This is a genomic window from Streptomyces sp. NPDC059909 (genome assembly GCF_042730885.1).
Lineage (GTDB): Bacteria > Actinomycetota > Actinomycetes > Streptomycetales > Streptomycetaceae > Streptomyces.
This window is the reverse complement of sequence record NZ_JBHWKX010000028.1, coordinates 37,415-54,946: the sequence shown is the minus strand read 5'-3', so window position 1 is coordinate 54,946 and position 17,532 is coordinate 37,415. Positions and strand designations below refer to the sequence as shown.

Genomic DNA, 17,532 nt, shown 5'->3' with positions numbered 1-17,532 from the left:
GCGGACGAACCGTACGGGACCGGGGTCGCGCGATCAGCCGTTCTGCGGCGGCAGAGCGGCGATGAAGGGGTGGTCGCGCTCGATCAGGCCCAGCTTGGACGCGCCACCGGGCGAACCGAGCTCGTCGAAGAACTCGACGTTCGCCTTGTAGTAGTCCTTCCACTCCTCGGGAGTGTCGTCCTCGTAGAAGATCGCCTCGACCGGGCAGACCGGCTCACATGCTCCGCAGTCGACGCATTCGTCCGGGTGGATGTACAAGGACCGCTGGCCCTCGTAGATGCAGTCGACGGGGCACTCCTCGATGCACGCCTTGTCCTTGACGTCGACACAAGGCTGCGCGATGACGTAGGTCACGCTGTCGTTCCTCCTCGGTAGGGCGCGGCGTCCGATCTGCGGCTCGCCGCGGGGCTGCGCGGGAGCGCGGCGTCGTCGATGCCCGCACCTAGTATCTCCGTTCCTGGGGATGATCCGAACAGGAGGGGAGGACTGAGCTGTGGAATTCACTGCAGGCGGACGACTGGAGGTCCGCATCACCCCTTCTGACGTGGGAAAACGCGTGTCGGTGCGGCGGCGCGCCGAGCCGGGTGCCGGGTCGCAGAAGTTCACCGACACGATCGGTGTTCTCACATCATGGGACGAAGGTGTGCTGCTGATCACACGGAGGACCGGGGAGACCGTCCGGATCCCGGAATCCTCGCTGGTCGCGGGCAAGGTCGTGCCGTCCGCACCGGCGCGTCGCAGGGGTCCCGCGGCGTCCTTCGACGAGCTCGCGCGGGTGACGGCGCGGGCATGGCAGCCGGTGGAGAGCGAGCCGCTCGGGGAGTGGGTGCTGCGGGCGGCGTCCGGCTTCACCCGGCGGGCGAACTCGGTGCTGCCCCTCGGCGATCCGGGGATACCGCTCGACGACGCGTTGGCGCGGGTGCGGGCCTGGTACGCGGACCGTGGTCTTCCGCCATACGTCCAGACCGCGACAGGGGCGGAGGGCACACAGGAACGGCTCTGCGCCGAGCTGGAGGCGCACGGCTGGGAGCGCGAGGTGACGGCGGAGCTGCGGACGGGCGGGCTCGCGGCGGTCGGGGACCTGGACGCGGAGGTGTCGCGCGTGCGGCTGGGGCGGTCGGTCGACGAGGCCTGGCTCCGTCGCTACCAGCGGACCGGTGTGCCCGGCCCACACGTGCTGAAGGTCCTGTCCAGCGGCCCCTCGGTATGGTTCGCAACCGTACCGGGTGAGGGTGACGCGCCCGCCGCGATCGGTCGCTGTGTGGTCGACGGCCGCTGGGCGGGGTTCATGGCGGTGGAGGTGGCTCCGGAGTACCGCCGGCAGGGCCTGGCGACGGCCGTGATGGCGGCGCTCGCGCGGCAGGCCCTGGAGGAGGGCGCATCGGCGGCCTGGCTGCAGGTCGAGACGGACAACGACGGCGCGCGGGCGCTGTACGAGGGGATGGGTTTCGCGATCCATCACCTCTATCACCATTTCCGCTACTCCCGATCTTCCTGAGCGGGTACGAGACGCATATGCACCCGCCGCAGCCCGAGGCCACACGCCACTGGCGCCGCCGGTTCGCCGAGGAGGCCCGCTCCGCGCGGCCCGACCTCGCGATGCTGTGCCTGCTCGTGGGTACGGAGGCCGACCCGGCGCTGGGCGAGGCGGGACTGGACGCCGCCCAGATCGAGCTGGACCGGCTGGCGGGCCTGGTGCCGTACGGCATAGCCGGGCCCGAGTCCTGGGTGACGGCGCTGGCCGGCCTGCTCGGGGAGCGCTGCGGCTTCCACGGCACTCCCGGCTGCTACCAGCGCCTGGAGTCGTCCCTGCTCCACCACGTCCTGCAGCGCCGCCGCGGGCTGCCGATCCTGCTCTCGGTCGTCTGGCTCGAGGTCGCCCGCCGTGCGGGTGCTCCCGTGTACGGCGTCTCCCTGCCCGGTCACTTCGTCGTCGGCTTCGGCGACCCGGCGAAGCCCGTCCTGGCGGACCCCTTCGCGGGTGGCCGCCTGCTGACCGGGGCGGACGCGGAGCTGCTCGTCGTGGGCGCGACGGGCGAGGCGCTCGATCCGTCGATGCTGGTCCCGGCGGACCCGCTGGAGATCGTCCTGCGGATCCTCAACAACATCCGCGCGTGGGCCGCCGCTCGCCCGGAACGCACGGATGTCGCGCTGTGGGCCGTCGACCTCTCCCTCCTCCTGCCCTCCCATCCGGCCCGCCTCCGCTTCGAGCGCGCCCAGCTCCTCGTCCAGCGCGGCGACTTCCTCGCGGGCGCGGCGGAGATGGACGCGTACGCGGACATCGTCGCGGCCGTCGAGCCGACGACGGCGGCGAGGATCAGGCGCCGGGCGCACGCGGCGCGCTCGATGCTGAACTGAACATGGCTCAACCGGACCGGATCTGCCGTCCGTTGACACGCCTGCTCGGGCCGACCTACGCTGCCGCCGAGTTGGCGGTCGCCCGAAAGACGGGGACTTGCCGGGTGGCCTGAAGGGCACAACCGGTTTCTGCACGCCACCCCTCGGACTCGTACATCCGCATACGGGGGTATTTCGTGCGTCGCCATGATGGCCGTCAGGTCAAGCGTCAGACGATGTTCCATTTACGCAAGCGCGCTGTGGAGCGGGTCGCCAACGGCGTCCCCGTCTCGGAGGTCTCCCAGGCGCTGGGGGTCTCCCGCACGGTCGTCTACAACTGGATGAAGCGCTACGAGCAGGGCGGTGTCGAGGCGCTCCGGACCCGCCCGGCGCGCGGCCGGCCCCGCAAGCTCGACGACGTACAGCTCTGCAGGCTCTACACCATGCTGGGCACCGGCGGGCCGGACTACTTCGACGTCGGCGACGAGCGCGTCTGGTGCTGCGGCAGCGTCAAGAAGCTCGTGGAGCGGGACTTCGGCGTCCATCTGTCCACCAGCAGCCTGAGCCGCATCGTCCGCCGCCTCGGGGTGCCGTCCAACCGGCTGCTGACGGCCGTCGGCGAGCACTGGCTGGCCGAGGCGTCCGTCCAGGCCCACGCCCTGGCGCGCCCCCACGGGGGGACGGCGCTGGTCGTGGGCGAGACGTCGACCCGGTGGAGTTCCGCCGACTGCTCCGGATCCACGAGCGAGGCGTCGGTGACGACGACGGTGGCGTATGCCATCGAGGCGTACCGCCCTCAGCATTTCCTGGTGTACGAGGGAGCGCCCACGACGGATTTCCGGCGGGATTTCTACGACCGGGTGCTGGAGAGCCTCGACGGTCCCACCGTGCTCGTCATCGACTGGCCGCAGGAGGGGGTCTCCCTGCTGGGAGACGCCCCGGTGATCACGTGGCGCGATTCCGTACGGATGGTCCTGGCCCAGCCGGCGGTGCCGGCCCCGGCGGCCCGGCGCAGCTGACCGCCGGGGCGGCAACGGTCCCTCTTCCGGTCGGTCTCCGCGGTCAGACTGCCGCCGCGGCCTTGCGCAGGGCCTGGACGAGCGCCTCCGTCTCCTGCACGCCCTCGATCCGGGTGCCGTCGGGGAGGACGGTCGTGGGCACCGTGGTCACTCCGCTCGCGCGGCTTTCCGCGATCCTGTCGCGGGTCTCCGCAACGCCCTCGTCCGAGGCGAGGAAGGCCTTCACCTGCTCCGGGTCGATACCCGCCTGCTGGGCGAGCCCGGCCAGGGTCCCGTGGTCGGCGATGTTCAGGCCGTCGCGGAAGTAGGCCTCGTAGAGCCGCTCGGAGAGCGCTGCCTGGACGCTGGTGCCGTGGCGCTCCGCGGCGAAGCGCAGCAGGCGGTGCGCGGTGAAGGTGTTCACGGCGAGGGCGTGTTCCAGATGGAAGTCGAGCCCCTCACGGCCGCCCAGCACGGTCATCTCGACGAACATCTTCTCGGTGTTCTCCGCGCCGAACTTGCGGCCGAGCGACTCCCGCAGCGGCATGGGCTCCTCGGGCTCGGCCGGGTCCAGCTGGTGCGGCAGATGGCGGAGTTCGAGCTGGATCTCGTCGCGCAGGGCGGCGGCGGCCTGGCGCAGCCGGTTGCGTCCTATCCGGCACCAGGGGCAGGCGATGTCCGCATAGACGTCGACGGTCAGCTGCTTCGGGTTCTGCACGGGGGCTCCTTCGTTCGGGCCAGGGGGTTCACATCGACGCACGCGCGCCGGGGACTTCACATCGACTGCGCGAACAGCACGGCCAGCGCGGCCGCGACGAGGGCGATCACCGCGGCCGGGAGGGTCTCGCCCACAGAGTCGGAGGCCCTGCGGTGGTACACGACCGCGCCGGCCATCGTCAGGAAGAGTCCGATCGCGGCCGCCACGCCCAGCGGCTTCACCGCGAGGCCGATGAGCAGGCCGACCGCGCCGGCCACCTCGGCGACACCGACAAGCCGGAAGTTCTGGAAGGACAACCCGAGGTGGTCGGCGCTCTTGCGCATGCTCGCGGCACCGGCGAGCTTCGCTCCGCCCGAGCCCAGGAAGACGGCTGCGAGCACCCCCGACATCACGGCCAGTGTCACGGTCATGGATGGAATCTCCCTACTTCGTCACTTCGTCACGGGTTCGCGCTCGGGTCTTCCGAGCGCGTATCGGGCGGTGCCGTCCGGTCGTACGGCGTTCTCCAGGAGTGCGGTGACGTTGTACGTCCGGGAGATCTCCGCGAGTTCCTCCGGCGCCATGACCTCGTGGACGTCGGTGAAGCCGCCGGGAGCCCGCCGGTGGACGATGTCGATGGCGCGCTCCGGGCCCATGGCGCGGTTGGCAGCCTGGATCGCGGTGACGGCCGGGCGGCGCTCGGCCTGGAACTCCGCGAGTCCGCGGTCGATGTCGTCGGCGTGCGCGTCCAGGTGCCAGGCGAGGGCGCGCCCGTCGAGGACGGCCTGGGTCGCCCCGTTGGATCCGACCGGGTACATCGGGTGCGCGGCGTCGCCGAGCAGGACGACCCGCCCGTGCACCCAGCTCTCCAGCGGATCGCGGTCCTGCATCGGGTATTCGAGGATCCGTGTGGCGTTCTCGATCAGATACGGGATGTCGGCCCAGGGGACGTTCCAGTCGCCGTAGTGCCGCAGCACCTCCGCGGTGCGGGTGGCCGGGTCGGTCGCGCCGCCGGCCAGGGCGGTGCGGGGCAGCCCGGTGACCCAGTTGACCAGCGTGCGGCTCTCCGTGGCGGTGGCCGGGACGATGGGGTAGATGACCAGCTTGTGCTGGTCGTCACCGAGCACCACCATGGAGCGCCCGCCCAGGTAGGGCGCTGCCCAGGTGGTGCCGCGCCACATGATCATCCCGTTGGTGCAGGGTGGCCCCTCGTCGGGGTGGAGGGCGGCCCGTACCGCGGAGTGGAGTCCGTCGGCGCCCACGAGCAGATCGGCCGTGGTCTCGCTGTGCGTCCCTGCGGCGCGGTGCTCGACGGTGATACGGACCCGCCCGCCCGGCTGCTGGTCGCAGCCGGTCACGCGGGCGTCGGTGACGACGGCCCGGGGCCCGAGCCGCTCCCGTACCGCATCCAGCAGCGTCTGCAGCAGATGGCCGCGGTGGATGGAGAGCTGGGGCCAGCTGTATCCGGCGGCGAGCCCGCGGGGCTCGCGCCAGATACGGCCGCCGGTCCGGTGGTAGAGGGAGAAGTCCGCGGTCTCCACGGCCTTTTCGGCGAGCCGCTCGTAAAGACCGAGGTCCGTGAGTTCGCCGATGGCGTGCGGGAGGATGTTCAGCCCGACGCCGAGCGGGTGGATCTCGGGGGCCGCCTCCAGGACCCGTACGCGCGAGAATCCCGCGGCGTGCAGGCCGAGTGCGGTCACCAGGCCGCCGATCCCCGCCCCGGCGACGACGATGTCGCTGCGGCGGCCCGCCGCCGGTCCCTCAGCCACGGACCGCCTCCCTCGCCGGAGCGGAGGCCGCCCGTCCGCGGACGAGGGTGACGTTCTCCTTGGTGAGCGCGAGGATCTGGTGAAGCAGGGTGATGCTGCCGTTGCCGCTGCCGAGTTCGTACAGCCGGACCTCGTCGCGGTAGGCCTTGCGGGCGATGGCCAGGTGCTTGCCGCGGAAGACGGTGAGGGTGCGGAGCACGGAGGCCAGCGACCGTGCCGTGTCCAGCAACTGCGGCGGCGGGTTCCCGGCTGCCGCGTCCCCGGCACCGGCCTCGGTGAGGGCCGCCTCCACCTTGGTCACCAGTGACGGTCCTGCGGACCAGCCGGCGAGCAGGGCCCGCCACTGCGGAAGGGTGTGCGGTGCGACCTCGTCGATGAACGCGTCGTACACCGGGTCGCCGCGGTCGGAGGCCCAGATCACCATGTCCACCAGGAAGAGCGGCACATGGGCGGCGGCCGGCCCGAAGTAGCTCCGGCCGTCGACGGTGATGTCCTCGTAGTACGGGCGCACCTGCTGGGCGAAGAACTCGGGGGTGACCTTCTCGGTCACCATGGTGATCAGCTCGTCGAAGATGCTGACGGACCGGTCGACCTGGTCGAGCAGCTGTGCCGTCTCCTGGTCCGCCGGGTCGGCGTCGTACAGCAGGGAGCACAGGTCGACGGCGTCGGCCACATGGGGCAGCGACAATCGCGCCCCGTCCATCAGATAGCCCTCCATCTTGTCGCCGGTGTACATGCGCCGGCGGAAGTTGGTGGGGTTCCACTCCGTGTAGTGGTGCACGGTGTCGCGCGGCACCATGCCGGTGCTGCGGCCGAGTTCGACGAGGATCGGTTCGGCTTCCGGTACGGCCTCGACGGGCTGGGTGCCGTGCCGCTTGAGCGAGCCGAGGAGGAGCCCCAGGTCACGCATGACGGCGAGCCGCTCAGGGAGGGAGTAGGAGCCGACGGTGTCGAGGTCGGGGAGGAGCCTGCGGAGTGCGTCGACGAGGGCGGGCACGTCGGCGGTCGCGTTGATCGCGGGCAGCCGGGGATAGAAGCTGTCGGCCCGCAGCGGGTCCAGCGCGCTGACGGTCCGTATGTCGCAGGGGTCGGTACGGTGCGGTAGCCGGGTGATCGGCATGGTCGTTGTCCGTCCGTTCTCTACTGACTCGCCGTGACTTACTTGCCGTGGAGCCGGCGGAGGTGGTCATAGGTCGTCGGCAGGGTGGACAGGAGCTCACTCTGCTTCTTCTTGATCTCCGCGAAGACGGCGTCCGCGCTGTCGATCGACGCGGGCCGGTGGGTGAGTTCGGGGAGAGTGCGGTCGGGCGTCATGCCGAGACCGGCGAAGATGCAGTAGTAGTTGCTGTTCTGCCAGAAGTTGCGGAACTCGGCCTCGAAGTTGTCGTAGTACGTGGTCTCGTCGGTGACCGCCATGTTCACGGCCAGGCCGGAGCGGTACATGGCGATCTTCTCCTGGAAGCCGTCCGCCAGCCGGAGCTCCTTGTTGGCCCTCCAGAAGGGCGTGTCCATGCGCGGGGCGAAGGAGAAGTGGGCCTGGATGAAGTCCCGTGAGTCGTCGAACATGATCTCGATCTCGCGGTTGAAGCTGTCGATCAGCACCGGGTCGAAGCGCTTGTCCGGGAAGTGCTTGGCGAGCTGGTAGATCGCGGCGGTGATGAAGTAGATCCCGGTCGACTCCAGCGGCTCCAGGAAGCAGGAGGAGAGCCCGATGCTGACGCAGTTCTTGACCCAGGTACGGCGGTTGCGTCCGACCCGGAAGCGGACGTGGTTGAAGTCGGTCCCCTTGGGGTCCAGGTTCCACAGCCGGCAGAACTCGTCGGTCGCCTCGTCCTGGTCGGCGAAGCGGCTCGAGTAGACGTAGCCCGAGCCGAACCGGCCGAGCATGGGGATCTTCCAGGTCCAGCCCGACTTCATGGCGATGGCCGAGGTGTAGGGCTCGACGCCGTGCTGCGCGTCGTCGTGCGGGACCGCGGTGGCCACGGCCCGGTCGTTGAGCAGGAAGTCGCTCATGTCGAGGAACGGTTCCCGCATGGCCTGGTTGATCAGCAGGCCGCGGAAGCCCGAGCAGTCGACGAAGAGGTCGGCGTCCAGCTGCAGTCCGCCCTTGGTGCGCAGCGCGGTGATGAAGCCGCGCTGGTCGAGGAGCGCCTCGGTCATCTCGTCCTGGATGTGCCGGACCTTCTGGCGCTCGGTGGCGAAGCGGCGCAGCATGTCGGCGACTTGCTGCGCGTCGAAGTGCCAGGCGTAGTTGGTCCACCGCTGCCCGTCGGGGGTCTTGGGCGCCAGCTTGGCGTCCAGGACCGGGGGTTCGCGGTAACAGGCGTAGTCGAAGGCCTCGTCCGTCTGCCCGGTCAGCTTCTGGTGCGTCCAGTAGTGCGACAGCGGAAGGCGGTCATGGTTCGGGAGGATGCCGAAGCAGTGGTAGAAGTGGTCGGTCGAGGAGCCGTAGGGCCGCGGCGCGGCCTCTCCCTCTCCCCCGGTCCGCCAGTTGATGAACTTGATGCCCATCTTGTAGCTGGCGTTGCACTCGCGCATCCACTCGTCCTCGTCGAGCCCGAGGAAGTCGAAGAGTACGCGCTGCAGATTGGGGATGGTCGCTTCCCCGACGCCGATCTTGGGGATGGAAGGCGCCTCGAGCACGGTGAATTCCACCGTCTCCCCGAATGCCTTCGCCAGGTAGGAGGCCGTCATCCAGCCGGCGGTTCCGCCACCGAGTATGACGACCTTCTGAATCCGGTTGCTCATCGTTCCCGTGCCCCCTCGCGAGATTTTCCCAATTGAGTTCGGAAGGGGCGAATCCCCCGCCCTCCGATGCGGCCGACGCTAGTTCACGCCGAATCCGGGAGTCAATATCCGTCAAAATTGGGCAACGCGATCACGCCAATGAATGAATTGTCAACAATGCGCTGACCAGGCACGGAGCGCGATTTTCGGAGCCCCGATCGCGCCGAAGATGACGCACTTCGAGTTGTTAACTTTCTTTTGGTGGACTCCGCCCGACCCGGTCGGCCCCAGGGCGCTCAAGTACGCTGTTGACATTCGCCGAATGCCGTGGGTAGCGTCGGGCACAACCAAGACGTTCGGCGCCAATTCCGGAATTTCCGAGTCCGCTCCCCCTCTATCATATTCGCGCGACAGCCCGAATGAAGGTGCCTGTGGTGAGCAATTCCATTACCCGGACGATTTCGCAAACGAATACCGAGCAAGCACCGGGTGACGGGGGTCGCCACGTGGACCTCCGGCCGTTCATGTCCCGTTTCCCCACGGGCGTGGCCGTCATCACGGCACTGGACGCTCTGGGAGCGCCCTGGGGCATGACGTGCACCTCGGTCTGCAGCGTCTCACTGCGCCCGCCGACCCTGCTGGTCTGCCTCCGGCTCGGCAGCCCCACGCTGCGGGCCGTACTCGATCTGCGCACCTTCGGCCTCAATCTGCTGCACTCGGACGCCCGCGGCACCTCCGAGCTCTTCGCCTCCGGGGACGGGGACCGCTTCGAGCGGGTGCGGTGGCAGCTGGACGAGGAGGCGGCGGGCCCGCATCTCACCGAGGACGCCCACACGACCGCGGACTGCGAGGTGGTGCACACCGCCCCGGTCGGCGACCACATGGTCGTCTTCGGCGAGGTCCGCCGGGTCACCGAGCGGCACCAGCCCACACCGCTGCTCTACGGGCTGCGTCAGTACGCCTGCTGGAAGGGCCTGACGGAGTAGCCCCGCAACCCTGCGCCCGCCGGCGCCGGCAGCCCCGGAGCGGGCGGCCCGGCACCGGCGACCCGGCGCCCGTCACGGAACGGAGCGGCGCAGTCGTCCCGCGTACCTGAACCGGAGGTTTCTTCCGCATGCCCGGCCCCCACGCCCCGAACGGCCCTTCCCCGTCCGGCACTTCGCAGCCCGGACCCGTCCCCATCGCCGTCGTCGGCCTCGGCTGCCGCTTCCCGGGCGCGGACTCACCCGCCGGGCTCTGGCAGCTGCTCTGCGACGGGGAGGACACCACCAGCGAGGTCCCGGCCGACCGCTTCGACGTGGAACCGCTGCTGTCCGACACCCCGGCGCCCGGCAAGCTGCTCAGCCGGCGCGCAGGTTACCTCGCCGACCCGTACGGCTTCGACGCGGACTTCTTCGGCCTCACGGACGAGCAGGCCACCGAACTCGACCCGCAGCAGCGGCTGCTCATGATGACCGTCTGGGAGGCCTTCGAGGACGCGGGCGTCGTGCCGGAGCGGATCGCCGGCAGCCGCAGCGGCGTCTTCGTCGGCTACTCCAACGCCGACTACGGCGAGCGGCAGTACCGCGCCGGGCTGGCCTCGCTCCGCCCCTCGACGGTCAAGAACTACCCGAGTCTGCTCTCCGGCCGCCTCTCCTTCGTCTTCGATCTCCGCGGCCCCAGCGTCTCCCTCAACACCGCCTGCTCCTCCTCCCTCACCGCGGTCCATCTGGCCTGCCAGAGCCTGCGCGCGGGAGAGACCGGGCTCGCCGTGGCCGCCGGGGTGAACCTCAAGTTCCTGCCCGACGAGGACGTGCTCTTCTCCCAGGTCCGCATGGTCGCGCCGGACGGGCGGAGCAAGTTCGGCGACGTACGCGCGGACGGTTTCTCGCCCGGCGAGGGCATCGGAGCGGTCGTCCTCAAGCGGCTGGAGACGGCCGTCGCCGACGGTGACCGCGTCCGCGCGGTCATCCTCGGCAGCGCGGTCACCAACGACGGTTCCGGAAGCGGCGTCGTGCTGCGGCCGACGTCGGAGGGCCAGCGGCAGACGATGGAATGGGCGTACGAGGACGCAGGCGTCGACCCTGCCGAGGTCGACTACGTCGAGGCACACGGCACCGGTACCCCGCTGATCGACCCGCTGGAGCTGACCGCCTTCGGGGAGGTCTTCGCCAAGGGCCGGCCCGCGGACAGGCCGCTCGTGGTGGGCTCCGTGAAGACCAACGTCGGCCACGCCCAGGCGGCCGCCGGAATGGCCGGGCTGATCAAGACGGTGCTCTGCCTGGAGCACCGCACCGCACCGCCCAGCCTGCACTTCGAGACGCCCAACCCGAAGATCCCCTGGGAGCGGCTTCCGCTGACCGTGCCGACCACCGCGACGCCGCTCGGCAGGCCCGGCACACCGGTCGTCGCGGGCGTCAGCAGTCAGGGCCTCTCCTGTACGAACGCGCACGTCGTGCTCCGCGAGGCGGACGCCCGCGAGCACCCGCGCACCCCGGCCGGCCGAGTGCGCCGGCCGTTCTCCGTCTCGGCGAAGGACCCCCGAGCCCTGGAGGAGCTGGTCCGCCGGTACGTGGCCTACCTGGCACCCGGCGGCGAAGGACACGGCCACCCCCTGCGGGACATCTGCTACAGCGCCTCCGTGCGCCGCCAGGGCTTCGGGCACCGCTTCGCGACCACGGCGGAGACGCACGAGGAACTCGTCGCGGCGCTCGGGTCGTTCCTCGCGGGCGTCGCGGACGGCCACCCCGCCCAGGACCCGCATGAGTCCCAGGACCGGCAGGGTTCCCAGGACGTGCGGGACGCCCAGGACCCCACGGACGCCGGCGGTACGGACTGGGGCGACGCCCGTTTCGTACCGCTGCCGTCCTACCCCTGGCAGCTGCGCCGCTTCCGCCAGGGCGGCGCGCCATGATGCACAGCCTCGCCGCGGCGGGATCCGCCGAAGCGGTCGCCGGGATCGTACTGGCCGATCTTGCCCTCATCCTCGCCGCGGCGGCCGCCCTCGGGAAGCTCGCCGAGCGGCTGCGGCAGCCCGCCGTGATCGGCGAGATCGTCGCGGGCCTCGCGCTCGGCCCCGCCCTGCTCGGCCTGATCCCGGGCGCGACGGATCTCCTCCTGCCCGTCCAGGCCCGCCCCTACCTCCAGGTCCTCGCCCAACTGGGCCTGGTGCTCTTCATGTTCGGCGTCGGCTACCACTTCGACCTGCGGGGCCTGCGCGGCTCGGGGCGACAGGTCACGGCGGTCTCGCTCACCTCGGTGGCGCTGCCGTTCGTGCTGGGCGCGGGCCTGGCGGTCGCCCTCCACCCGTGGTTCGACACCTCGCAGATGTCGACGGACGGGCTGCTCGGGCCGGTGCTCTTCCTGGGCGCCGCGATGTCCATCACGGCCTTTCCCGTACTGGCGCGCATCATCACGGAACGCGGACTGCAGAAGGAGCGCATCGGCAACGTCGCCCTGGCCTGCGCGGCGATCCAGGACGTGCTGGCCTGGGGCATCCTCGCCGCCGTCGTGGCCGTCGTGCACACCGAGGGCGGCGGCGCGCCGCTCCGCATGGTGCTCGCCACCGCGGCCTTCGGCCTCCTGCTCGTCCGGGGGGTCCGCCCCGCGCTGGCCTGGCTGCTGTCGCCCGGCCGCCGCTGGGCCGGCAGCGCCGCCCTCGTGCACGCCGTACTCGTCACCGGTCTGCTGCTGTCCGCATGGGCCACCCAGTCCATCGGCCTGCACGCCGTCTTCGGCGCCTTCGCCTTCGGAGCGGTGGTGCCGCGCCGGCAGATCGACGCCACGGCGCCCGAGGTGCCCGAGCGCATCGAGCAGACCAGCCTGCTGCTCCTGCCGGTCTTCTTCACCGTCACCGGCCTTTCGGTGGACCTGGCCGGGCTCGGCATGCGGGGTTTCCTGATGCTGCTCGCGGTCACCGCCGTGGCCTGCGTCGGCAAGTTCGCCGGAGCCGCGGGCGCGGCCCGGCTGACCGGGTCCGACGCACGCGAGGCCACCGCCCTGGGAGTGCTCCTCAACACCCGGGGACTCACCGAGCTGGTGATCCTCAACGTCGGGCTCGGCCTCGGCGTCCTGGACACCCGGCTCTTCACCGCCATGGTCTTCATGGCGCTCATCACGACGGTGATGGCAGGCCCCCTGCTCCGCCTCACCCACCCGCCGGCTCCCCGGCCGCCCAAGACCCTCCCGGCCGTACGCCCTGTGCCCGTCACGGCCGCCACCGAGCAGTCAGAGAACTGATCAGAGAACAGAGAGCTGAGAGGCAATTCCGTGCTCAACACCGAACACCCGGCAGATTCCCCCGCGGAGGAGTTCCAGAAGTTCCCGCTGACGGAGATCCAGTACGCCTACTGGGTCGGGCGGGGCTCCAACTTCGTCCTGGGAAACGTGGCCCCCCACGCCTACTTCGAGCTGGAAGGGCACCGGCTCGACCCCGATGTGCTCTCGCAGGCCTGGCGCAGGCTGATCGAACGCCACGGCATGCTCCGTGCCGTCGTGGGGCAGGACGGGCGCCAGCAGATCCTGGAAACCGTCCCCGAGTTCCGTATCCGATGTACCGACTTACGCTCCGCACCCGAGGACGAAGCGGAGCGTACCCTCACGGCCGTCCGTGAGGAGATGTCGCACCACGTCTACACGGCCGCCGACTGGCCGCTGTTCGACATACGGATGTCCCGGCTCCCCGAGCACGACCGGCTCCACATCAGTCTCGATCTGCTCATGGTCGACCTGGCCAGCCTCACGCTCCTGTTCAGCGAATGGAGCGCCCTGTGCCAGGACCCCGACCGCACGCTCCCGCCCGTCGACGTGACCTTCCGCGACTATGCGCTGGCGCTGGAGCGGGGCTCCGAGGCCCCCCGCCACCGGAAGGCACTCGACTACTGGACCTCCCGGGCCGAGACGCTCGCACCGCCCCCCGACCTTCCGCTCGCCAAGTCCCCGGTGAGCGTGCACAAGCCCCGCTTCACGCACCGCGAGTTCCACCTCCCCGAGGACCGGTGGAAGCGGCTGCAGGAGCGCTGCGAGGAGCGCGGGCTGACGCCCACCGCCGTACTGGCCACGCTCTTCTCCGAGGTGCTGGCCGTCTGGAGCGGCACGCGGCGCTTCACGCTCAACCTCACCCTGTTCAACCGGCTGCCGCTGCTGCTCGCCGAGAACGAGGCGGGCAAGCGGATCGTCCATCCCCATCTGCGCCACATGGTCGGCGACTTCACCTCGATCTGCCTGCTGGAGATGGACGCCGCCGCGGGCCGCCCGCTGGCGGAGCGCGTGGAGACCACCCAGGCACAGCTCCAGCAGGATCTGCGCCACCGCCAGGTCAGCGCGCTGCAGACGCTGCGCGAGCGCCGCCGGCGCGGACTGCAGAGCGGGTTCGAGACGATGCCGGTGGTGTTCACCAGCGGCCTGGGCACGGCGGCCGACGTCTCCGGCGCGATGGCGTACTTCGGCGACATCACGTACCGGATCAGCCAGACCCCGCAGGTGTGGCTCGACCACCAGGTCGTCGACCTCACCGGGGCGCTCGATCTGACCTGGGACTGTGTGGAGGAGCTCTTCCCCGAGGGCCTGCTCGACGACATGTTCGCCACGTACTGCGGCATGGTCGAGAGGCTGGCCTCCGACGACACGATGTGGGGCGAGGAGCCGGTCGTCACGCTGCCCGCGCACCAGCTGACCGGCCGCACGCAGGCCAACGAGACCGCCGGCCACCGGCCCGCCGGACTGCTCCACGAGCCGCTGCTGGACATGGCCGCCCGGCACCCCGACCGGCCCGCCGTGCTGTCCACCACAGGCACCGTGACCTACGGCGAACTGGCCGGCCACGCCCGGGCCGTCGCCGGGCGCGTCGCCGCGGCCGGAGGCCGGAAAAGCCTGAAGGACCGGCTGGTGGGCATCACGCTGCCGAAGGGCGCCGACCAGGTCGCCGCCGCCTACGGTGTGATGATGGCCGGCGGCACCTACCTGCCCGTGAACGCCGGACTCCCGGCGCAGCGCATGGCCCGCATCCTCGACGACGGCAGGGCCGTGGCGGTCCTGACCGACAAGGCGCTGGACAGCGAGCTGGAGTGGCCCGAGGACCTGCCGCGCGTCCTGGTCGACCGGGACGGGGCCCCGGCCGGCGGCGACGCCCGCCACCCGTCGGGCCCGGCGGGACCCGAGGACCTGGCGTACGTCATCTACACCTCCGGATCGACCGGCACGCCCAAGGGCGTGATGATCGAGCACCACGCGGCCCTCAACACCGTCGTCGACATCAACGAGCGTTTCGGCATCGGGCCCCGGGACCGCGTCCTCGGCCTTGCCGACCTCGGCTTCGACCTGTCGGTCTACGACCTCTTCGGCACCTTCGCCGCGGGCGCCGCGCTGGTGCTGCCCGCCCCCGAGATGCGCTCGGAGCCCGCGCACTGGGCCGAGGTCATGGGCCGGCACGGGGTGACCGTGTGGAACTCCGTTCCCGCGCAGATGCTGATGCTCGTGGAGCATCTGGAGGCCGGCGGCGAGATCCCCGAGGGGCTGCGGCTGGTGATGCTCAGCGGTGACTGGATCCCGGTCGACCTGCCCGACCGTATCCGCGCGCTGTGGCCCGATGCCGAGGTCATCAGCCTGGGCGGCGCCACCGAGGCGTCGATCTGGTCGATATACCACCCTGTCGACAAGGTCCCCACGGGCGCGAAGAGCGTGCCGTACGGCGTCCCGCTGCGCAACCAGACCTTCCACGTCCTGGACGCACGCCTCGAGCCGTGCCCCGTGTGGACCGCGGGCGAGCTCTACATCGGCGGTGTGGGTCTGGCGCGGGGCTACTGGGCCGACGAGGAGCGTACGGGCGCGAGCTTCGTCCGGCATCCGCGCACGGGTGAACGGCTGTACCGCACGGGTGACTTCGGGCGCTACACACCGGACGGGACGATCGAGTTCCTGGGCCGGCGGGACGGCCAGGTCAAGATCAACGGCCATCGGGTCGAGCTGGGCGAGATCGAGGCCGCGCTCACCCGCCATCCCGGCGTCGACAGCGCCGTGGTCGTGAAGTCGTCCGACGACCGGGGCGCCGCCCGTCTGCTCGGATACGTCGTGCCCTCGAAGGAGCGCGACGCGGAAGCGCGGGACGCCGGGGGGCAGGAGGCGGACGGACGGCGTGCGCTGTTCGTGACGGAGCGCGCGGACCCCCAGGTACGCCGGAGCCAGTGGCAGGCGCTGTGCGGCACCGCCGGCCGGCCCGCAACCGGCCCGGACCCGGACGCGTTGCGTACGGCCTGGGACACGCTGAACGAGGTACACACCACCGCCACCGCCGCCGCGTTCCGCGCCTTCGGGCTGCCGCACGCTCCCGGTGAGCCGTTCGACCCCGCGGCCCTGCGCGGCGCCGGCGTCGCGCCCCGCTACGAGCGCTGGCTCGCCAGGGGCGTTCGGGCCCTGGAGCGGAGCGGACATCTGCGCCGGGACGCGGCCGGGCTGAAGGTCGCGCGAGAACTTCCCCCCGGGCTGTCCCCGGAGCTCGCGGAGCGCACCCGCACAGTGCTGGGGGACGTGCTGGAGATCCCCGAGGACGTCAGCGACTGGATGCTGTCCCTCGCCGGCGACCTGGCAGGAGTGCTCACGCAGAGCATCCACTCCGCCGAGCTGTACGCCTCCGACCGCACACCGGGCGTCTACGAGCGGCTGTTCGGCCCGACATACGCGGCCGCGACCGACGCCGTGCGCGAGATGGTCGGCCGGTGGCCCGCCGACCGGCCCCTGAACGTCATGGAGGTCGGCGCCGGGTACGGCTCGCTGACCCAGCACCTGCTGCCGCTGCTGCCGGAGGACCGCACGGAGTACGTCTTCACGGACATCTCGCGCTACTTCACCGACCGGGCGCAGCCCGCCTTCGCCGACTTCCCGTTCGTACGCTACGAGTTGTTCGACCTGGACCAGCCGCCCGCGACCCAGGGGTTCGAGAACCAGTCGGCGGACCTGGTCGTCGCGGCGAGCGTGCTGCACGACATGCGCCGGATCCGGCGGACGCTGCACAGCCTGCGGTCCGTGCTGGCGCCGGGCGGCGTCCTCCTGCTGGTCGAGCAGACCACGTTCCACCCGTGGTTCGACCTGGTCATGGGGATCCAGCAGGGCTTCGACAACTTCGAGGACACCGACCTGCGCACCGGCCACTGTCTGCTGGACCGCGAGCAGTGGCGCCAGGAGCTGGCGGCGGCCGGGTTCACCGACGCGGCCGTGCTCACCACGTCCGGCGGACCGGCCTCCGTGGGCTTCGACGTGATCGTCGCCCAGGGCCCGGACGCACGCCGCCGGTTCGCGCCCGAGGAACTGCGCGCGTTCGCCGCCGAGCAGCTGCCCAGGCACATGGTGCCGGCCCAGCTCTTCGCCCTGGACGAGCTCCCGCTCAGCGGGACGGGGAAGGTGGACCGCGGGGCGCTGGCGAAGGCGGGGGCGCGCAGCACCCTGCGCGGCAGGCCGGCCAGGCCGCCACGCACCGACCGGCAGCGCAAGCTGGTCGAGATGTGGCAGGACGTGCTGGGCCTGAGCCGGGTGGATCTGGCCGACGACTTCCTGGAGGCGGGCGGCGACTCGCTGCTCGCGGCGCGGCTGGTGGCCCGGCTGCAGTCCGCGTTCGACGTCGTCGTACCGGTCGGGACGGTCCTGCAGTACACGACGGTGGAAGCGCTCGACGGCCATCTCGAGCAGCTCCTCGGCCCGTCCGAGCTCATGCCGGAGGAGAAGTGATGAACAACCGCACAGCCCTTTCCGCGCCCGCGGTCGAGTTGAGCCATGAGGCGGTCGTGGACTGGATCACCGCATTCCTGGCGGAGATCCTCGACATCACCCCGAACGAGATCGACCCTTCGACGCCGCTGGACCACCTCGGCGTCGACTCGGCGACCACACTGGTGATCTGCGCCGGGTTCCGCGAGGAGCTGGGGATCCAGGTGCGTCCCAGGGACGTCTTCGACCACTTCACGGCCGACGCCCTGGCACGCCGTCTGACCGGGCCGCTCACGGGGACCGGGCCGCTCCCGGCGGGAGTGTGAGG

General features: G+C 71.0%; 14 protein-coding genes. 8 read left to right on the top strand and 6 right to left on the bottom strand.

Annotation, left to right across the window (positions count from 1 at the left end):
• Positions 1-33: 33 nt before the first annotated feature.
• On the bottom strand, positions 34-354 hold the full coding sequence (gene fdxA / locus ACFV9O_RS20200) for a ferredoxin (RefSeq protein WP_010474859.1): 321 nt from the start codon (positions 352-354) through the stop codon (positions 34-36).
• Between the two features lie 139 nt (positions 355-493).
• Between fdxA and ACFV9O_RS20195 the strand changes: the two genes are divergently transcribed.
• The 3 genes from ACFV9O_RS20195 to ACFV9O_RS20185 all read left to right on the top strand — a co-directional run bounded on the left by ACFV9O_RS20195 (position 494) and on the right by ACFV9O_RS20185 (position 3,356).
• Positions 494-1,498 carry a GNAT family N-acetyltransferase gene (locus tag ACFV9O_RS20195; protein WP_385419756.1) on the top strand — a complete coding sequence of 335 codons (1,005 nt, stop codon included), beginning with the start codon at positions 494-496 and terminating at the stop codon, positions 1,496-1,498.
• 17 nt (positions 1,499-1,515) lie between these two features.
• Positions 1,516-2,358 carry a tetratricopeptide repeat protein gene (locus tag ACFV9O_RS20190; RefSeq protein WP_385419754.1) on the top strand — a complete coding sequence of 281 codons (843 nt, stop codon included), beginning with the start codon at positions 1,516-1,518 and terminating at the stop codon, positions 2,356-2,358.
• 215 nt (positions 2,359-2,573) lie between these two features.
• Positions 2,574-3,356 (top strand): helix-turn-helix domain-containing protein, encoded by a 783-nt coding sequence (locus ACFV9O_RS20185; RefSeq protein ID WP_385419752.1) that lies wholly within the window; start codon positions 2,574-2,576, stop codon positions 3,354-3,356.
• Positions 3,357-3,399: 43 nt separating this feature from the next.
• Here ACFV9O_RS20185 and ACFV9O_RS20180 read toward each other — a convergent pair whose 3' ends face one another.
• From ACFV9O_RS20180 to ACFV9O_RS20160, 5 genes are read right to left on the bottom strand one after another with little or no spacing between them, the layout of a single operon-like run.
• Positions 3,400-4,053, bottom strand: a complete 654-nt coding sequence (locus ACFV9O_RS20180) for a DsbA family protein (RefSeq protein WP_385419750.1) — start codon at positions 4,051-4,053, stop codon at positions 3,400-3,402.
• Positions 4,054-4,109: 56 nt separating this feature from the next.
• Positions 4,110-4,463: a DoxX family protein gene (locus tag ACFV9O_RS20175; protein WP_385419746.1), complete on the bottom strand. Its 354-nt coding sequence runs from the start codon at positions 4,461-4,463 to the stop codon at positions 4,110-4,112.
• Between the two features lie 21 nt (positions 4,464-4,484).
• Complete coding sequence (locus ACFV9O_RS20170; protein WP_385419743.1) at positions 4,485-5,801, bottom strand: flavin-dependent oxidoreductase; 1,317 nt, start codon at positions 5,799-5,801, stop codon at positions 4,485-4,487.
• Positions 5,794-6,921, bottom strand: a complete 1,128-nt coding sequence (locus ACFV9O_RS20165; RefSeq protein WP_385419740.1) for a monodechloroaminopyrrolnitrin synthase PrnB family protein — start codon at positions 6,919-6,921, stop codon at positions 5,794-5,796. Before ACFV9O_RS20165 ends, ACFV9O_RS20170 begins: the two co-directional genes overlap by 8 nt.
• A 38-nt stretch (positions 6,922-6,959) precedes the next feature.
• The gene (locus ACFV9O_RS20160; RefSeq protein WP_385419737.1) at positions 6,960-8,549 is read right to left on the bottom strand and encodes a tryptophan halogenase family protein; all 1,590 of its coding nucleotides are present in this window, start codon (positions 8,547-8,549) and stop codon (positions 6,960-6,962) included.
• Between the two features lie 503 nt (positions 8,550-9,052).
• Here ACFV9O_RS20160 and ACFV9O_RS20155 point away from each other — a divergent pair.
• The 5 genes from ACFV9O_RS20155 to ACFV9O_RS20135 all read left to right on the top strand — a co-directional run bounded on the left by ACFV9O_RS20155 (position 9,053) and on the right by ACFV9O_RS20135 (position 17,530).
• Positions 9,053-9,514, top strand: coding sequence for a flavin reductase family protein (locus tag ACFV9O_RS20155; RefSeq protein WP_385419734.1), 462 nt, complete (start codon positions 9,053-9,055; stop codon positions 9,512-9,514).
• Positions 9,515-9,642: 128 nt separating this feature from the next.
• Positions 9,643-11,421: a type I polyketide synthase gene (locus tag ACFV9O_RS20150; protein ID WP_385419731.1), complete on the top strand. Its 1,779-nt coding sequence runs from the start codon at positions 9,643-9,645 to the stop codon at positions 11,419-11,421.
• Positions 11,418-12,746: a cation:proton antiporter gene (locus tag ACFV9O_RS20145; RefSeq protein ID WP_385419729.1), complete on the top strand. Its 1,329-nt coding sequence runs from the start codon at positions 11,418-11,420 to the stop codon at positions 12,744-12,746. Before ACFV9O_RS20150 ends, ACFV9O_RS20145 begins: the two co-directional genes overlap by 4 nt.
• A gap of 30 nt (positions 12,747-12,776) precedes the next feature.
• A complete protein-coding gene (locus ACFV9O_RS20140; protein ID WP_385419726.1) occupies positions 12,777-17,225 on the top strand; it encodes an amino acid adenylation domain-containing protein in 4,449 nt (1,482 codons plus the stop codon).
• Positions 17,225-17,530: an acyl carrier protein gene (locus tag ACFV9O_RS20135; protein WP_385419724.1), complete on the top strand. Its 306-nt coding sequence runs from the start codon at positions 17,225-17,227 to the stop codon at positions 17,528-17,530. The genes ACFV9O_RS20140 and ACFV9O_RS20135 overlap by 1 nt, the downstream gene beginning before the upstream one ends.
• The last annotated feature ends 2 nt before the right edge of the window (positions 17,531-17,532 follow it).